Annotated in this window: 17 protein-coding genes and 1 tRNA gene; 2 read left to right on the top strand and 16 right to left on the bottom strand. The window is 60.4% G+C overall.

What is annotated here, in order from left to right; translation table 11 throughout:
* Positions 1-73: 73 nt before the first annotated feature.
* Positions 74-1,009: an FKBP-type peptidyl-prolyl cis-trans isomerase gene (locus H3V04_RS07880; protein WP_198187929.1), complete on the top strand. Its 936-nt coding sequence runs from the start codon at positions 74-76 to the stop codon at positions 1,007-1,009.
* Positions 1,010-1,105: 96 nt separating this feature from the next.
* On the opposite strand, the gene H3V04_RS07875 is transcribed toward H3V04_RS07880, so the two are convergent.
* The 15 genes from H3V04_RS07875 to metA all read right to left on the bottom strand — a co-directional run bounded on the left by H3V04_RS07875 (position 1,106) and on the right by metA (position 14,388).
* Positions 1,106-2,017, bottom strand: coding sequence for a cysteine ABC transporter substrate-binding protein (locus H3V04_RS07875; protein WP_198187927.1), 912 nt, complete (start codon positions 2,015-2,017; stop codon positions 1,106-1,108).
* Positions 2,018-2,100: 83 nt separating this feature from the next.
* The gene (locus tag H3V04_RS07870; RefSeq protein WP_232342630.1) at positions 2,101-2,958 is read right to left on the bottom strand and encodes an amino acid ABC transporter ATP-binding protein; all 858 of its coding nucleotides are present in this window, start codon (positions 2,956-2,958) and stop codon (positions 2,101-2,103) included.
* A gap of 10 nt (positions 2,959-2,968) precedes the next feature.
* Complete coding sequence (locus H3V04_RS07865; protein ID WP_198183056.1) at positions 2,969-3,643, bottom strand: amino acid ABC transporter permease; 675 nt, start codon at positions 3,641-3,643, stop codon at positions 2,969-2,971.
* A complete protein-coding gene (locus H3V04_RS07860; protein WP_198177242.1) occupies positions 3,630-4,283 on the bottom strand; it encodes an amino acid ABC transporter permease in 654 nt (217 codons plus the stop codon). The genes H3V04_RS07865 and H3V04_RS07860 overlap by 14 nt, the downstream gene beginning before the upstream one ends.
* Before the next feature lie 407 nt (positions 4,284-4,690).
* Positions 4,691-4,933, bottom strand: a complete 243-nt coding sequence (gene nrdH / locus H3V04_RS07855; RefSeq protein ID WP_198183060.1) for a glutaredoxin-like protein NrdH — start codon at positions 4,931-4,933, stop codon at positions 4,691-4,693.
* A 235-nt stretch (positions 4,934-5,168) separates the two neighbouring features.
* Positions 5,169-5,972 carry an endonuclease NucS gene (gene nucS / locus H3V04_RS07850; protein WP_198187918.1) on the bottom strand — a complete coding sequence of 268 codons (804 nt, stop codon included), beginning with the start codon at positions 5,970-5,972 and terminating at the stop codon, positions 5,169-5,171.
* Positions 5,973-6,061: 89 nt separating this feature from the next.
* Entirely contained in the window at positions 6,062-6,358 is a 297-nt protein-coding gene (locus tag H3V04_RS07845) for a F0F1 ATP synthase subunit epsilon (protein WP_198187916.1), read from the bottom strand.
* Positions 6,359-6,360: 2 nt separating this feature from the next.
* The gene (gene atpD / locus H3V04_RS07840) at positions 6,361-7,845 is read right to left on the bottom strand and encodes a F0F1 ATP synthase subunit beta (RefSeq protein ID WP_198187914.1); all 1,485 of its coding nucleotides are present in this window, start codon (positions 7,843-7,845) and stop codon (positions 6,361-6,363) included.
* 8 nt (positions 7,846-7,853) lie between these two features.
* Positions 7,854-8,804 (bottom strand): F0F1 ATP synthase subunit gamma, encoded by a 951-nt coding sequence (locus tag H3V04_RS07835; RefSeq protein WP_198187912.1) that lies wholly within the window; start codon positions 8,802-8,804, stop codon positions 7,854-7,856.
* A 3-nt stretch (positions 8,805-8,807) separates the two neighbouring features.
* On the bottom strand, positions 8,808-10,466 hold the full coding sequence (gene atpA, locus H3V04_RS07830; RefSeq protein WP_198183064.1) for a F0F1 ATP synthase subunit alpha: 1,659 nt from the start codon (positions 10,464-10,466) through the stop codon (positions 8,808-8,810).
* A 46-nt stretch (positions 10,467-10,512) separates the two neighbouring features.
* Positions 10,513-11,340 (bottom strand): F0F1 ATP synthase subunit delta, encoded by an 828-nt coding sequence (locus H3V04_RS07825; RefSeq protein WP_198187910.1) that lies wholly within the window; start codon positions 11,338-11,340, stop codon positions 10,513-10,515.
* A 48-nt stretch (positions 11,341-11,388) separates the two neighbouring features.
* Entirely contained in the window at positions 11,389-11,925 is a 537-nt protein-coding gene (locus H3V04_RS07820; protein ID WP_045935802.1) for a F0F1 ATP synthase subunit B, read from the bottom strand.
* Between the two features lie 50 nt (positions 11,926-11,975).
* Positions 11,976-12,203 (bottom strand): ATP synthase F0 subunit C, encoded by a 228-nt coding sequence (atpE, locus tag H3V04_RS07815; RefSeq protein ID WP_015022486.1) that lies wholly within the window; start codon positions 12,201-12,203, stop codon positions 11,976-11,978.
* A 131-nt stretch (positions 12,204-12,334) separates the two neighbouring features.
* Positions 12,335-13,150 carry a F0F1 ATP synthase subunit A gene (gene atpB / locus H3V04_RS07810; protein WP_154312856.1) on the bottom strand — a complete coding sequence of 272 codons (816 nt, stop codon included), beginning with the start codon at positions 13,148-13,150 and terminating at the stop codon, positions 12,335-12,337.
* Between the two features lie 188 nt (positions 13,151-13,338).
* Positions 13,339-14,388: a homoserine O-succinyltransferase gene (gene metA, locus H3V04_RS07805; RefSeq protein WP_198187908.1), complete on the bottom strand. Its 1,050-nt coding sequence runs from the start codon at positions 14,386-14,388 to the stop codon at positions 13,339-13,341.
* Between the two features lie 95 nt (positions 14,389-14,483).
* On the opposite strand from metA, the gene H3V04_RS07800 reads away from it, so the two are divergent.
* A tRNA-Met gene (locus H3V04_RS07800) sits at positions 14,484-14,560 on the top strand.
* 173 nt (positions 14,561-14,733) lie between these two features.
* On the opposite strand, the gene H3V04_RS07795 is transcribed toward H3V04_RS07800, so the two are convergent.
* Positions 14,734-16,260, bottom strand: a complete 1,527-nt coding sequence (locus H3V04_RS07795) for a DUF2130 domain-containing protein (RefSeq protein WP_198187906.1) — start codon at positions 16,258-16,260, stop codon at positions 14,734-14,736.
* Between the last annotated feature and the right edge of the window lie 31 nt (positions 16,261-16,291).

The following is a 16,291-nucleotide window of genomic DNA, read 5'->3' as shown; positions in this document are numbered from 1 at the left end:
ATTCTACCGTCGGCACCCTATGAGATGGTTTCCAGCACCGGGAAATCACCCATAAGCCCTAAACTGGTCTTCCATGACCATCATCGCAAGGAAATCAGGCAGCAAGCGTCTGCTGGGCGCCATGACCGCTCTGGCCCTATGTCTCGGACTGTCAGCCTGCGGCGGGGAATCCGACGGGGGCGGGCACTCGGGCGACACCATGCAGGGAGTATCAGCCAGCGGCAAGCCTGGCAGCAAGCCCGACATCAGCTTCAAGACGCCCTTCAAGGTCGAGAACCAAACCCATCAGGTCATCCAGGAGGGCAACGGCGAGGTCATCCGCGACGGGGACCGTGTATGTACAAGGAGCCTGGCCCTGGATGCCAAGACCGGCAAGGTAATCAACTCCACCTGGGACAAGAGCAGCCCGGAGTGCTCCATCGTCATCAGCAGGAAATCTATCCCGGCCTACTATGACACCTTCAAAGGCCTCAAGGTCAACTCCACCGTGGCCGTGGGCATCGATGAGTCAGGCTCCGGCAACAGCCAGGCGACCGACTCCTATATCATGGCCCTGACCTTCGTCTCCAGATCCAAGAACCTGACCCGCGCCCAGGGTAAGAAGGTGACCGACCTGCCCAGCGACCTGCCCAAGATCAGCCTGGACGACAAGGGCAAGCCCTCCCTGGATCTCAAGGGGTACAAACCAAAGGGAGGATTGGTCGTCCAGCCCCTGATCAAGGGCGAGGGGGCCAAGGTCGGCGAGCATCAGAGCGTCAGCGCCAACTACACCGGCTGGCTGGCCGCCGACGGCAAGCAGTTCGACTCCTCCTGGGACAGGGGTGAGGCCAGCGATTTCAGTCTGGACCAGGTGGTCAAGGGCTGGCAGCAGGGTCTGGCCGGCCAGACCGTAGGCTCTCAGGTTCTTCTAATCATCCCGCCCGAGCTGGGCTATGGCAGCCAGAAACAGCAGAGCATCCCGGCCAATTCGACCCTGATATTCGTGGTCGACATTCTGGCCGCCTACTGATCCGGCAATCCGCCAACTCACGCAGAAACAGGGGCCCGCACCCATCCAGTCGCATACGGATGGGTGCGGGCCCCTGTCATAAACCAGGCGGCCGGGTCAGTCCTTGCCGCCCTCGACCACAATCTCGTCGGGGTTGGCCTCGCTGCCGTAGACCGGCTCCAGGGTCTTGCGGTAGTCCTCATGGAAGAACCGCTCCTGGCCCAGCTTGACCAGCTCCTTGTTGATGTAGTCCAGCAGGGGCTTGTTCCCCTTGCGCACGGCAGGAGCGATGACCGCCTCGTCCCCGAGCTTGGTGATGCCCACCGAGAAGCCCTTGTTGGCCTTGGCCCAGGCCAGCACCTCGGTGTTGTCGGTGCTCATGGCGTCACCACGGTGGTCAAGCAGGGCGTTGTAGGCATCGGCGTACTGGTCGTACTTCTGCAGCTTGACTTCCGGGTAGTGCTGTTCGAAGTAGGGCTCGGCCGTAGTCCCCTTGGCGATGATCAGGGTCTTGCCGTTCAGCTCCTTGACATCTTTGATCGGCGCTGAATCCGGTGAGACCACGCCCAGGAAGACCTTCATGTAGGGCTTGGCGAAGTCCACCTTGCGAGCGCGGTCATCGGTGACGGTGAAGTTGGCCAGGACCACGTCCACCTTGTTGCTGGACAGCACGTCCACCCGGGCGGCCGGATCCACCGAGGTGTATTCGGGCTTGACGCCCAGATCCTTGGCCAGGCGCTCGGCCAGGACCACGTCGTAGCCCTGGTTCTTGCCGTCCTTGTCCACGTAGCCGAAGGGGGCCTTGTCGGTGAAGACCGCCACCTTGAGCTTCCCGGACTTGGTGATCTGCTCCGGGGTGCGTGCAGACCCGGATGCCGCCGAGGAGCCCGAGCTGCCCCCCGAACCGCTTCCAGCGTCACCGGGGGTGGCCGCCGAAGGGCCGCAGGCCGCCATGGAAGCCATCATCGCGATCGTCGCCCCCGTGGCCAGCGCCGCCCGTATCACTCGGTTCATTACCCTTGCGGTCATGATCCCTCTTTTCCTGTTCTCTTTCCTATGGCCGCCCCTGGGGACGGTTCCGGCGAAGACCGCCGGACGAATATGTGGAGTCCTCATCGGGACTCCTGATCCTGGTCCTGATTCCGCCTGCGCTCATAGGTGAAGGTGGACAGGAAGCGTTGCGCCCGGTCAGTGGTCGGGTGGGTGAAGAAGGCCTCCGGATCGTCGGACTGTTCGACCAGGGTGCCTCCATCCAAAAGGACGATATGGTCGGCGATGCCCCTGGCGAAGGCCATCTCGTGGGTGACGATCATCATGGTCAACCCCTGGTCGGCCAGCTCCAGAATGACCTGGAGAACCTCGCGGACCATTTCAGGATCCAGAGCCGCGGTCACCTCGTCGAAGAGCATGATCTCGGGATGGAGGATGAGCGCCCGGCAGATGGCCACCCTTTGCCGCTGGCCGCCCGAGAGCTGACTGGGCCAGGCATCCCGGCGGCCGGCCAGACCCACCCGGTCCAGCAGCTCCAGAGCCTCCTGACGCGCCTGGTCCCGCTTGCGCTTCTGAACCAGGACGGGCGCCAGTGTCACGTTGTCCAGCACGGTCCTGTTGGGAAAGAGGTCGTAGCTCTGGAAGACCATGCCGATCCTGGTGCGTAGATCGGAGCTGCGGCTGCCCGACATCAGGCCGCCAGGACCTCCGCTGCGCTTGCCCAGGGGATGACCGGTCTCCACCACCTGACCGTCCAGAAGAATCCGGCCACCCTGTATGGGTTCCAGTCCGGCTATGGTCCGCAGCAGGGTGGACTTGCCTGAGCCCGAGGGACCCAGGACCACAAAGACCTTGCCCTTGGGCACCTGGAAGGTGATGTCATTGAGCACAGGGTTCTGCGCCTGCGGATATTGCTTGACCAGATGCTCGACGGTCAGCACCGCCCGCTCCGCCTGTTCGTCCTGTGGCCGGTTCGCCATCGCTTGCCCCTCAGTCATGGGCCCACCTCTTTTCCAGATGCCGGGCCACCAGGGACAGGGGCCAGCAGATGAAGAAATACATGAAGAAGATCACACCGTAGATCCACAGGGTCGCCTGGGGATAGGCGAAACGGTTGGCATCGATGATCTGCTGACCGACCTTGATGACCTCGATGACGCCCAGCAGGGCGGCCAGGGAGGTGGTCTTGACGATCCTGGTGGCCAGGTTGACACTGGCCGGCAGCAGTCGGCGCAAGGCCTGCGGAAGGATGATTTTGGAGAAGGTCTGCCAGGAGCTCAGTCCCAGCACGTAGGCCGACTCCACCTGGGTGCGGGGAATGGATTCCAGGGCCCCGCGGACCAGGTCGCCCAGCTCGGCCCCGCCCCAAAGCACAAAGACCAGCAGGCAGGCGCCGGTGGCGTCAAGATTCAGGTTCCACGCCCTGGACAGCCCATAGAAGGCGATGAAGAGCAGGGCCAGCTGGGGCATGATGCGGATGAAGTCCAGATAGATCCTCATCAGGAATCGAACCAGGCTGTTGCGCAGGGTCATCAGCCATCCGACCACCAACCCCAGGGGCAGGGAGAGCAGGACCGAGACGCCGGCTATCCAGACGGTCACCCAGAGCCCCTGGAAGAGCCTGGGCATGACCCCCGGCTGGAAGAGCACCTCAACGCCTTGCATAGTCGAACCTCCGCTCGAGAACGGTTCCAATGACGGAGATGGGCAGCAGGATGACCAGATAGGTGACGATGAGCAGGGTCAGGGACTCATAGGTGTCGTAGGAGGTGCCCATCAGATCCTTGGTGACATACATGACGTCGGCCAGAGCGATGGCCGAGACCACCGAGGACTCCTTGATCAGGAAGATGATGTTGGCCACCACGCCCGGTATGGCGCTGCTCAGGGCCTGGGGCAGCACAATTCTGGACAGGGTCTGGGCTCGCGTGAATCCCAGGACGCGGGCGGACTCAATCTGAACCCGAGGTACCGCTTCCAGTCCGCCACGCATGGCCTCGGCCATGTAGGAGCCGCCCAGGAAGGCCAGCCCGACGATGGCGCAGGTCTGGGCGCTCCAGTTGACCCCAAGCTTGGGCAACCCGAAATAGAGGAAGTAGAGCTGAACCAGGAGCGGGGTGTTTCTTGACAGCTCAATGTATACTCTGGCCACTTGCGTGAGCAGGGGAATCCTGAAGACCTCCAGCCCGGCGCAAACCAGCCCGATCAGCATGGAAAGCACCACGCCGAAGAAGGAGATGAAGACCGTTACATAGGCCGCATTGACGAAGAAATGCAGGTTCTGCGCCATAAAGGTCCAATTCATGCCCTCACCTCCCTACTTGCTCGCATCTTGTTCATCGTCTTCTCTTCACCGTTTCCCGCCTGCTTCCCGTCGACCGCGGCATATAGTCGACAATCCTAGGGAAGGCGAGCCGCTTTCCTCTGCTTTTGGATATACGAATACCGGATACCGCGTTATCATCCGCGCTCACAGCAACCTGAACGACAATCCACAATCACGCCGAGACCGCCCGCGTTGGCAGACAATTCATACAGCAACTGGACAGTACGGATGGGATGGCTTCAGTCGGCAAAGGCTGACCGACGCCTTCAGATCGTGGCTGCCGAAAACTGGCAGTAGATTCCACGTTTTTGATTAACCCCACTGCTCACCAAGCTATGAAAAAAGCCCGGTCCACATATTCGTGAACCGGGCTCCGAGTACTTTGATCAGGCAAAGACCTTGGCGCTCTGCGCTACCTTCCTGATCAGATCGGGGCGATACCCGCTCCACGTCTCCTGGTCAGTGACTACGATAGGGGTCTGCTTGAATCCCTGGGCGATGAACTGGTCGATCAAGGTCTGATTCTCGGTCAAATCCACCTGCTCGAACTCCAGCCCCTGCTTGGTCAACTGACGCTTGGTGGCGTCACACTGGGGACAGTGCGCCTTGGTGTAGACCGTGATGGACATAATCGCCTCTCCCGTAAATGTAGCCGTGTCTTCCAAGCTCTATAGCCCTCTGCTTGGAACCTGTTGATTGCACTCTACACACTCCCAGGCGTGAGCACAATACCACCTGTAGTGGCGTGTCAGGCCATAAACCCCAATATCTAGTAACTTTTCGGGTCTTTTCGAACCAACCGAGAATCTATGTGAGCTGCCCGACATATTGCCTATGCAAGTCCATGCAAGACTGAAAACTGCCTCAGAAGAGGGTCAGTTCGTCGCTGTCGGCGCCCTTCATGGCCTCGTAGTCCAGAATCAGGCACTCGAATCCCCTGTCCTCGGCAAGGACCCTGGCTTGGGGGGTGATGGTCTGGGCCGCGAAAATCCCGCGGACAGGAGCCAGCAGGGGGTCGCGGTTGAGCAGGCGGCAATAGCGGGTCAGCTGTTCCACCCCGTCGATACCCCCATGCCGCTTGATCTCGATGGCCACATGCCGTCCCTGGCCGTCCACGGCCATGATGTCCACCGGGCCGATGGGGGTGGGATACTCCCTGCGCACCAGGGTTGCCCCCGGGCCGATCCGGTCGATCTGTTCGGCCAGATAGCGCTGCAGATGCGCTTCCACACCGTCCTTGACCAATCCCGGGTCCACCCCCAGGTCGTAACTGTCGTCGGCATAGACCTTGTAGAGCCTGATGGTGAGCACATCGCTGGATTTGACGGCCGAAACACGCAGAACCTTACGGACGGGCCGAGTCTGGTCCTGATCCTGCTCCTGGGCGATCAGCGCATCGGGCGCGGCGGCTTCCACCACCTCGTCCGGCCCGGTTCCGGCCACTGAATCAGCCTTGACACCCGGGACGTCCTTGCTGGTCTCCTCGGGTTCGATCTCCCTGATGGTACAGGGGGCACACATCCAGTTCAGGGGTTTGTATGAACCCAGTTCCGAAAAGATCAGACAGCTCATGTCGGCCTTGATCAGCAGAACGCGCCTGGCCGTCGGCAGGCTGGCATTGAGACGCCCGGAGTATTCGGCGGAGCAGTCGGCAACAATGATTCGCACAGGTGCCAATATATCAGTCGCTGTTCCGGCCGAGAAAGAAAAGGTCCGGCCGATGCGAGTGCACCAGCCGGGCGGAAGAGGAAAGGAAGTCAGGACTGCTGCCCCTGATCGGCATCCTCCAGGTAGTGGTCCACGGCCACAGTCAGCTTGTTGCTGTCGAAGGAGGCGAATCCGCTGTCCACATGGAAGGACTGACGACCGCCATCGGTGGCCTGAACCCGGATGTTGCCCTCCTGCAGCAGGGCCAGCACCGGCTCGTGGTCGGGCATGATGCCCATGGACCCCTGGGTGCCAGGCACGGTGACCGACCGCGCCTGACCCGACCAGATGGGCCTGTCCGCCGAGACGATGTTGACCCGCATGGAGGCCTTGCCTGTGTCCGCCATGACTACCGGTATTCCTTCTGCATATCGTGCCACTTGTGCTCCAGGTCGTCGATGCCGCCGATGCCGGAGAAGGCCTGCTCGGGCACGTCGTCATAGGCACCGTCGCAGATGCGGGTGAAGGCCTCGATGGTCTCGTCCGCAGGCACATAGGAGCCCTTGCGACCGGTGAACTTTTCAGCCACGTAGAAGTTCTGGCCAAGGAACTGCTCAATCTTGCGGGCGCGGTTGACGGTGGTCTTGTCTTCCTCGCCCAGCTCGTCGATGCCGATCAGAGCGATGATGTCCTGGAGCTCCTTGTTCCTCTGCAGAATGGCCTTGACCCGGTTGGCGCAGTCGTAGTGGGCCTGCCCCACGTAGCGCGGGTCCAGAATCCTGGAGGTGGATGCCAGCGGATCCACAGCCGGATAGATGCCCTGGGAGGCGATGTCACGGCTGAGCTCGGTCGTTGCGTCCAAGTGGGCGAAGGTGGTCGCAGGGGCCGGGTCGGTGTAATCATCGGCCGGCACATAGATGGCCTGCAGGGAGGTGATCGAATGGCCACGGGTTGAGGTGATTCTCTCCTGCAGGGCACCCATCTCGTCGGCCAGGTTGGGCTGGTAGCCCACGGCCGAGGGCATACGGCCCAGCAGGGTGGAGACCTCGGAGCCGGCCTGGGTGAACCGGAAGATGTTGTCGATGAAGAGCAACACATCCTGGTTCTCCACGTCGCGGAAGTACTCCGACATGGTCAGGGCGGTCAGGGGCACGCGCAGACGGGTCCCCGGGGGCTCGTCCATCTGGCCGAAGACCAGTGCGGTCTTCTCCAGCACGCCGGCCTCGTCCATCTCGCCGATCAGGTCGTTGCCCTCACGTGTACGCTCGCCCACGCCTGCGAAGACGGAGACACCGCCGTGGTTCTGCGCCACACGCTGGATCATCTCCTGGATGAGCACGGTCTTGCCCACACCTGCGCCGCCGAACAGGCCGATCTTGCCACCCTCCACGTAGGGGGTCAGCAGGTCGATGACCTTGATGCCGGTTTCGAACATCTGGGTCTTGGACTCCAGCTGATCGAATGCAGGCGGGTTGCGATGGATGGGCCACCGCTCGGTGACCTTGATCTGCTCACCCTCCTTCTTGTTGAGGATGTTGCCGGCCACGTCGAAGACGTGTCCCTTGGTCACGTCGCCCACGGGCACCATGATGGGCCCGCCCGTATCGGTGACTGTGGCGCCGCGGACCAGGCCGTCGGTGGGCTTCAGGGCCACGGTGCGGACCGTGGAATCGCCCAGGTGCTGCTCCACCTCCAGCATGATGGTGGTCAGCGACTCGCCCTCGGTGTTCGAGGACTGGCTCAGATTCACGGTCAGGGCATTGTAGATGTCCGGCAGGTGACCTGCCGGGAACTCCACATCGATGACCGAACCCTGGACTCGGGTGACGCGCCCCTTGGAGGCCGAATCCGGCTTGCGGCTCGCTGTGGTCGGCTGTTCTTGCTGTGCAACCATTGGCGTTCCTACTCTTCCTCTTTGTTGAGCGCATCGGCGCTGCCGACGATCTCGGTAAGTTCCTGCGTGATGGCCGCCTGGCGGCTGGCATTGAGCCTGCGGGTCAGGTCGTCGATCAGCCCCTTGGCGTTATCAGTGGCGGTGTGCATGGCGTTCTGCCTGCTGGCTGTCTCCGAGGCGGCCGAAGTGAGCAGGCATTCATGGATACGCGACTGAATGTACTTGGGCAGGACGGCATCCAGCACCTCCTGGGAGCTGGGCTCAAAGTCGTAGAGGGCCGCATAGCGATCACCCTGGCGCCCATGTTCGTCGTCCGGCACGGGGGCATCAATAGCCTCCTCAGGCTGCTCCTGGTCCGGCCTGATCAGCTCCAGGGGCAGCATGCGCAGCACCCGAACCTTCTGCACCACCATGTTGATGAATTCGGTGTAGACGATGTAGAGCTCGGAGACGCCCCCCTTGGCCGCTGGAGTCATATAGGTTTCCAGCAGTGCCTGGGAGATCTCCCTGGCCACATCCACGCCGGGCCGATCGCTGTCGCCCTCCCAGGTCTTGACGATGCTGCGGTTGCGGTAGCGGTAGTAAGAGACACCGCGACGACCGTAGACGAAGAGCTGGGGCTGTCGGCCCTGCTGGTCCAGTCGGGCCAGCAGGGACTCCGTCTCGCGGATGACCGAGGAGGTATAGGCCCCTGCCATGCCGCGGTCGGCTGTAAGCGCCAGCACAGCCACGCGCGGGTTCTTCTCGTCCTTCCTGACAATGGGATGGCGGATATCGTCCGTATGGGCCACCAGGGCCTGGACTGCATCGAAGATCGCATCGGAGTAAGGCTTCGCTTCCAGGGCCACGGTCCTGGCCTTGGCGATATGCGAGGAGGCTATCATCTCCTGGGCATTGAAGATCTTCTCCAATGCCGAAGTGGAGGCGATCCTTGACTTGAATGCGAGTTGTGAGGCCATGGTCTACCGCTTCCCGGCCTTGCTGCCGCTCTTGCCGTCGGCCACCAGCTTCTCCTGCTGGACGGCGACAGGCTGCCCCTGGTCCTGATCGGCCTTGTGGCCATCCAGGGTCTGGCCCTTGTGGGTCACGAAGGTCTTGGCGAACTCGTCCACGGCCTTATCCAGGGCCTTCTCGGTGTCGTCGGTAAAGTCCTCAGTGTCGCGGATGGTCTTGAGGATGTCGGTGTTGTGGTCCAGGTAGTCCAGGAGCCCTGACTCGAAGGGCAGCACGTCCTCCAGGTCCAGATCATCCAGCTTGCCATGGGTGCCTACCCAGACCGAGACGACCTGCTTCTCCATGGAGTAAGGCGTGAACTGGGGCTGCTTGAGCAGCTCGGTCAGCCTGGCGCCGCGGGTCAGCTGGGCCTTGGAGGCCGCATCCAGATCCGAGGCGAACATGGCGAAGGACTGCAGGGAGCGGTACTGGGCCAGGGAGATCTTCAGGGTCGAGGAGACCTTCTTCAGGGCCTTGGTCTGTGCGGCGCCGCCCACACGGGAGACTGAAATGCCCACGTCCACGGCGGGACGCTGGTTGGAATTGAACAAATCAGACTGCAGGAAGATCTGGCCGTCGGTGATGGAGATCACGTTGGTCGGAATGTAGGCCGAAACGTCGTTGGCCTTGGTCTCGATGATGGGCAGACCGGTCATGGATCCGCCGCCCAGATCATCGGAGAGCTTCGCGCAGCGCTCCAGCAAACGCGAATGCAGGTAGAAGACGTCGCCAGGGTAAGCCTCACGCCCCGGCGGACGACGCAACAGCAGGGAGATGGACCTATAGGCCTCGGCCTGCTTGCTCAGGTCGTCGAAGACGATCAGGACGTGCTTGCCGCCGTACATCCAGTGCTGTCCGATGGCCGAACCGGTGTAGGGGGCTATGTATTTGAAGCCTGCGGAGTCGGAAGCCGGGGAGGCCACGATGGTGGTGTACTCCATGGCGCCGGCCTCTTCCAGAGATGAACGGACCGAGGCGATGGTGGTGCCCTTCTGACCGATGGCCACGTAGATGCACCGCACCTGCTTCTTGGGGTCTCCGGACTCCCAGTTGCGCTTCTGGTTGATGATGGTGTCGATGGCGATGGCCGTCTTGCCGGTCTGCCGGTCGCCGATGATCAGCTGGCGCTGACCGCGGCCGATGGGTGTCATGGCGTCGATGGCCTTGATGCCGGTGGCCAGGGGCTCGTCGACGGGATGCCGGTGCATGACGTCGGGGGCCTGAGCCTCCAGGATTCTGCGGCCCTCGCTCTTGATTTCGCCCAGGCCGTCGATGGGCTCGCCCAGAGGGTTGACCGTACGCCCCAGATAGCCGTCGCCGACGGGCACTGAGAGCACCTCACCGGTCCTGTGGACTTCCTGGCCCTCTTCGACACCTGCGAAGTCGCCCAGGATGACCACGCCGATCTCTCGGGCGTCCAGGTTGAAAGCCAGACCCAGCGTGCCGTCCTCGAAGGTCAGCAGCTCGTTGGCCATGCAACCAGGCAGTCCCTCCACATGCGCAATGCCGTCACCAGCCGTACGGACGTAGCCCACCTCCTGGGTGGGGGTGTCCGTCGGCTTGTAGGACTCGACGAACTGGTCGAGCGCCTTGCGCACCACGGCGGGATCAATGGTCATTTCTGCCATGATCACTCCTTATTTCTGTTCTTGTTCAAGTCTGTTGGTCCCATGCTCATCCTGCCACGGCCATCCGCCGCTTCAGGTGCTTCAGCTGGGTGGCCACCGTGCCGTCGGTGGAGACCGAGCCGTACTGGACCTTCATGCCGCCTAGGACCGAAGGATCGACCACCGAGTTGATGTGGACCGGCTTGCCCAGCTTGTGCCCGTAGACCTCCTGCAGACGGCTGACCTGTTCGTCCTTCATGGAGACCGCCGTGGTGACGGTGACCATGACCTGGTCCATGTGCTCGGAGAAGCGGTCCACCAACCAAACGATAGTGTCTGGGAAGCGCCGTCCGCGCAGGTCGATGGTGGCGTTCAGGGCCATCTGCTCGGTGACCGGATGCATATGCTGCCCGTCAAGGAGCGCCCTGAGCAGGTCGGCCCGGGCTTTGGAATCACTGTACTCGTCCGAGAGCCGGAAGAGCACCAGAGGCATCCCGAGCAGGGCCGAATGGATCTCAGCCAGCTCGCCGGCCACCTGGTTGGTGATGCCCAGAGCATCGGCGTAATAGGCGGTGGCATCCACTGACATGTCCTCGGCCGCGTTGGCGATGTGCACCACACGGCTCCACTGATGATCGGTCAGATCATGGAGGATATCCACGGTCAGCGGATCGGCCTTATCGGCCAGGATGGTGTCGATCACCCGCCACTTGTCCTCAGCAGGACGGGAGGGGTCGGTCAGCGCACGCTCCAGGGGCCTGTTGGCATCGAGCAGGGTCACGAAGGTATAGAGCTCCATGGCCACACGGAGGGCATCCTTCCCCTTGCTCTTGAGCAAAGGGGCATACTTGGCCCTGGTCTCCTTGTCGGAGCTCAGCGAAGTCTCTCCTCGCATGTCACCTCCCCTTTCGCGGAATCAACGTTCCCATCGTCCGCCAATCAGTCATCCTGCCTGCCGCTTGTCCGAGCCCTGGTCCGCGATGATCGAGTCGATCATGGAGGACTGCACGGCATCATCCTGAAGCTGCGAGCCCAGGATTTTGCCGGCAAGAGCCGTAGCCAGCGTGCCCACCTCGCCCTTGAGCGAGACCAGCGCCTGCTGCTGCTGGGTCTTGAGGGATCGCTGGGCGTTCTCGGTGATCTGGTTGGCCTCGGTCTCGGCCCGGGTCCTAGCATCCGCCACGATCCTGGAGGCCTCGGCGCGGGCGTCATCACGAATTTGGGAAGCCTCGACACGAGCCTTGCCCAGCTGATCCTGATACTGCTTACGGGCCTGATCCGCCTCTTCACGAGCCTTGGCGGCCTTCTGGATGTTGCCCTCAATCTTGGACGAGCGCTCATCGAAGATGGCCTGGAACTTGGGCATGAAGAACTTGTAGAAGAAGACGGCCAGGATGACCAGGATGACCAGCGACCAGAAGATGTCGTAAATCGGAGGAATAAACAGCTTGATCCCTTTGCCTACCGCTAGAGCGTACATTGGCTCCTCCTTTCCTTTATCGAAGCCGGATCATGCAGGAATCACACGGCTCAGGCGATGAAGAGCGCCACGAAGCCCAGCAGGGCCAGCACCTCGATCAGAGCCAGGCCGATGAACATGGTGGTGCGCAGCTGTCCGCTGATCTCAGGCTGGCGAGCCATGCTCTCGACGGTCTTGCCGACGGCGATGCCCAGACCCAGCGCGGGGCCGAGAGCTGCAATGCCGTATCCCAGGATGCTCAGATTGCCGGAGACCTCAGCAAGTGTGATGATGTCCATTTATTTTCCTTTCCTCCACCGTTGCCGGTTCTTGGATTGTGGTTCGGCCCCGACCCCCGTCTACTGGTCGGAACCAACGAATATGTGGGCTGCGACCGCTTAAAACGCCGACCGCGGCTTGTTCTTTTCGCTCAACCTTCTTCAGGGTAACTCATGGAGATGTAAACCGTGGTCAGGATGGCGAAGATGTAGGCCTGAAGGGCCGCCACAAAGATTTCAAAGGCCGTCAGGGCGAAGCCCAGAACGAACCAGCCGACGCCAGCCAATGCCAAAGCCTTATTGCTGACCTCAACAATGTAGAACTGGGTAAAGGCCAGGGTAACCGCCACCAGCAGATGGCCGGCGATCATGTTGGCGAAGAGTCGGATGGTCAGAGAGGCCGGCTTGACGATGACCATCTCCAGAAGCTGGATGGGCGTCAGAATAATATAGAGAGGCCAGGGCACACCAGCTGGAAAGAGCTCCGACTTGAAGTAGCCCCAGACACCCTGCTCCCGGAATCCCGTTACCATGTACTGGCAGAAAGTCCAGATGGCGAAGACCAGAGGCATGGTGATAGTGGCCGTAGCAGCTATGTTCATGCCTGGCACGATGCCACAGAGGTTGAAGACCAGGATGGTCAAGAAGATGGTCGTGATCATGGGCACGTAGCGCTTGCCACGAATCTCGCCCAAGGTGTCATAGACGACCGAGTCACGGATGAACTCGATGACCCACTCAATTGCCCCCTGCCAGCGGGATGGAATCAGCTTGGCCCTTGCGGCAGTGATCCCCAGCACCAGAAGAATGATGACCATGGCCACGAATCTGATCAGGATGATCCGGTTCATGGCAAAGGGCGTTCCCTGGAAAAGAATCTCAGGAGGCAGGAAATCATCGATGGAAGGCAGCTCACTCGGCTTGGCCATGGCCAGACTGAAAGCTTCACTTCCCATTGCCTCTAGCATCTATCGCCTCCTGAACGACACAGTGAACACTATAGCGCGCACGCGACTCATGGCTGCACCGTATGGGTAGTGTAGCCCAGACCAGGAGCCTCGGTAACCATAGATTCATCCAGTGTGTCACAAATAGTGGCCGCAGGTCCAATCCGCACCGCGACATGGACAGACCGATGATGGACCTAATCCAATCGTCATTGACTCTCGACAGCGCCTGGAATAAGCCCATACCCATCGGCTGCCAGTGGGCGGTATCCGTCGGCGCGTGGGCAGCCAGGGGCGTGTCTGATGGATCGGTCGGTACCCAGTCGGCCCGCCGCCCGCAGAGTCGGCACCTGGTCCAGGTCGTAGGGGGTGGTCTCGTAGACCCAGTTCAGCCAGTTGCGCCAGAGCAGGTTGGCATGGGCCCGCCAGGAGAAGACCGGCTCCAATGTCGGATCGTCGTGAGGATAGTAGTTAACCGGGAAAGACACCTGGTCCAGGCCCTTGGCCATGTCGCGCTGGTACTCGTGGGCCAGGGTGTCACGGTCGTACTCCCAGTGGCCAAGCACGAAAATCTCGGAGAAATCCTGGGTGCTGATAAGCCCTGGGCCGGACTGGGGACCCCAGGTCAGCACCTGCAGATCCGGACAGGCCCGCACCTGGTCCTCGTCCACTCCGGCCCATCGGGAGTGGGGCTGCAAGGCTACCTCGTCGAAGCCATTGGTGATGAAGCAGTACTCGTCCTGCAGATACTGGGGAAAGACCCCGAAGACCTTGCGATCCAGGTTGCGCTTGGCGATGCCGTGGCGGTAGTAGAGCCCAGCCATGGCCCCCCAGCACAGATACATAGTGGAGAAGACGTGGGTAGAGGCCCAGTCCAGAATGCGGGTCAGTTCATCCCAGTAGTCGACCTGCTCGAAGTCCATCTGCTCCACCGGGGCGCCCGTCACGACAAGACCGTCATAACAGTTGTCCTTGAAAGAGTCCAGATTCTCGTAGAACTTGACCAGGTGATCCATGCTGGTGTGCACGGCCTGATGGGTGGAAGTCTTCATGAAGTCGATCTCCACCTGAAGCGGTGACTTGGAGATCAGGCGCAGCAGCTGGGTCTCGGTCTCCACCTTGGTAGGCATCAGGTTGAGGATGACCAGCCTGAGCGGACGCATCTCCTGACGCTCCGCCTCGTGGCTTTCCAGGGCGAAGATGCGCTCCGAATCCAGGATGGATCTGGCCGGCAATCCGGTGGGGATGGTGATAGGCATGACTCTATTATGGCCCAGCGCGGGCGTTCCCACACACGGACTTGACAAGTGCGCTGGAATCCGTAACATAGATAACTGCTGTGTTGAACAGCCGACGCGGGGTGGAGCAGTTCGGTAGCTCGCTGGGCTCATAACCCAGAGGTCTCAGGTTCAAATCCTGACCCCGCTACCAGTAAGGCTCGGAATCGTTTGAATTCCGAGCCTTTGTTTTTCTATCTCAGCGTATTTGCGGAAGATCAGAACAGTTGCTGACATGGTGCAACCAGTTATGGTTGGACATCCCGACTGCAAAATTAGAGAAGCCGTCTACGCCTAACCCTTCACATGGTTGCACCATTCAAATTCTCAGCTTCCTATGGCTTTGGATTTCTTTACTTCGTCGAATTTGGATTTCATGGTATCATTGTTTCTGGTCAGTCTTCGTATGGTCACGTCCTGCGCCTTGTTGTTGGCCAAACGAAGCTGGTTCTCGGAGCCCAGCAGGGCATCCTTGATCTTGTTCAGGTGACTGATGGATTTGTCGATCTCCTCCACTGCGGTCTTGAACTTCTTCGAAGCGATATCATAATTGCGGCCAAAAGCGCTCTTGAAAGACTCCAACTCGTCCTCAAAATGCGTTATATCGATGTTCTGTGCCTTCACCTCTTCAAGTTCGTTCTTGTATTGCAAAGAGTTCTTGGCGGCATCACGAAGCAGGGTGATTATCGGTATGAAGAACTGCGGACGGACGACATACATTTTCGGGTAGCGATAGGAGACATCCACGATACCCGTGTTGTACAGGTCACTGTCAGGCTCCAGCAGGGAGACCATGATGGCGTACTCGCAGTCCTTCTCCCGCCTGTCCTTGTCGAGCTCCTTGAAAAAGTCCTCGTTCTTATGCTTGGTGGAGGTGGTGTCCGTCTCATTCTTCATCTCGAACATGATGGACACGATCTCCGTGCCGGAATCATCCTTGTCACGGAAGATGAAGTCGCCCTTACTGCCCGTACGCGCATCGTTGTCCTTCTCGAAGTAGGCATTGGGGAAGGCCGTGGACCGCAGCTTGTTGAACTCGATCTGGCAATGCTGCTCAAGTGTCTCCCCCACCATCTTGGTGGACAGCTTCGCCTTCAGATCACGCAGCCGCTCAATCTGCTCGTCACGATCCTGGATCTGGACCTCGTAACGCTCCTTGAGGGACTTGGCCTCGACCTTGCTCTGCAGCTCAGCCTTGTCCAGGTTGCTCTTCAACTCTGCTATCTCGGAATCCTTGTCCGCGGCGACCGCCTGCAGCTGCGATTTCAGCTGCTCCTTGGAGAGCTTCTCCTCCGACTCCTTTTCAAGCCGCAACCTCTCAAGCCTACCCTTGAAATCATCCCTCTCCTTCTCCACCGGAATCAAAGCCTGGGCAAGCTCCTGCTTCTTCTGCAACTCAAAAGCATCAAGCTGATTCTGCAATTTGACGATCTCGGCCTCTTTGTCCGCAGCCGCCTTTTGCAGCTCGCTTTTGGAATTGGCCTCTGCCAGATCTAGCGCTTGTTGCTTCTCCGACTCGGCCTTATCCAGTTTGGCGCTCAGATCGTCTTTCTCCTTCTCGACCTTCCGCAAGGCTTCTGAAACAGCCAATTCCTTTGCAGCCTGCTCGGATTCCAGCTTTGCCTGCAGCTCCTGTATCTGGGCATCCTTGGCGCTTTTGGTCTTCTGCAGCGTCTGCTCGGCCTGCGCCTGGTCCAGTTCGCGGATCTTGCTATTCTCACGTTCAGCCTGCTCAAGCCGTTCATGAAGCTGCCTGTCAAAGTCCTTATCACGAACCTGCTTCAGGATATCGGCATATCCGGCCTCGTCAATGGTGAATGCGGTTCCGCATTTGGGACAAATAATCTCGGGCATATGCAACCTTTTCTTTACGAACCTGTGTAAA

Origin of the sequence: Bifidobacterium sp. M0353, from assembly GCF_016100645.1 — a bacterium.
Classification (GTDB): domain Bacteria; phylum Actinomycetota; class Actinomycetes; order Actinomycetales; family Bifidobacteriaceae; genus Bombiscardovia; species Bombiscardovia choladohabitans.
Note: the sequence above shows the minus strand (reverse complement) of the source record. Positions and strands in the feature narration are given on the sequence as shown.

Bases quoted from the DNA above. Each gene is read 5' to 3' on its own strand.
- H3V04_RS07795 (WP_198187906.1), bottom strand. From the start codon at position 16,260: ATGCCCGAGATTATTTGTCCCAAATGCGGAACCGCATTCACCATTGAC.
- atpA (WP_198183064.1), bottom strand. From the start codon at position 10,466: ATGGCAGAAATGACCATTGATCCCGCCGTGGTGCGCAAGGCGCTCGAC.
- H3V04_RS07835 (WP_198187912.1), bottom strand. From the start codon at position 8,804: ATGGCCTCACAACTCGCATTCAAGTCAAGGATCGCCTCCACTTCGGCA.
- H3V04_RS07865 (WP_198183056.1), bottom strand. From the start codon at position 3,643: ATGCAAGGCGTTGAGGTGCTCTTCCAGCCGGGGGTCATGCCCAGGCTC.
- H3V04_RS07880 (WP_198187929.1), top strand. From the start codon at position 74: ATGACCATCATCGCAAGGAAATCAGGCAGCAAGCGTCTGCTGGGCGCC.
- H3V04_RS07825 (WP_198187910.1), bottom strand. From the start codon at position 11,340: ATGCGAGGAGAGACTTCGCTGAGCTCCGACAAGGAGACCAGGGCCAAG.
- H3V04_RS07875 (WP_198187927.1), bottom strand. From the start codon at position 2,017: ATGACCGCAAGGGTAATGAACCGAGTGATACGGGCGGCGCTGGCCACG.
- atpE (WP_015022486.1), bottom strand. From the start codon at position 12,203: ATGGACATCATCACACTTGCTGAGGTCTCCGGCAATCTGAGCATCCTG.
- metA (WP_198187908.1), bottom strand. From the start codon at position 14,388: ATGCCTATCACCATCCCCACCGGATTGCCGGCCAGATCCATCCTGGAT.
- H3V04_RS07820 (WP_045935802.1), bottom strand. From the start codon at position 11,925: ATGTACGCTCTAGCGGTAGGCAAAGGGATCAAGCTGTTTATTCCTCCG.
- H3V04_RS07860 (WP_198177242.1), bottom strand. From the start codon at position 4,283: ATGAATTGGACCTTTATGGCGCAGAACCTGCATTTCTTCGTCAATGCG.
- nrdH (WP_198183060.1), bottom strand. From the start codon at position 4,933: ATGTCCATCACGGTCTACACCAAGGCGCACTGTCCCCAGTGTGACGCC.
- H3V04_RS07845 (WP_198187916.1), bottom strand. From the start codon at position 6,358: ATGGCGGACACAGGCAAGGCCTCCATGCGGGTCAACATCGTCTCGGCG.
- H3V04_RS07870 (WP_232342630.1), bottom strand. From the start codon at position 2,958: ATGGCGAACCGGCCACAGGACGAACAGGCGGAGCGGGCGGTGCTGACC.
- atpB (WP_154312856.1), bottom strand. From the start codon at position 13,150: ATGCTAGAGGCAATGGGAAGTGAAGCTTTCAGTCTGGCCATGGCCAAG.
- atpD (WP_198187914.1), bottom strand. From the start codon at position 7,845: ATGGTTGCACAGCAAGAACAGCCGACCACAGCGAGCCGCAAGCCGGAT.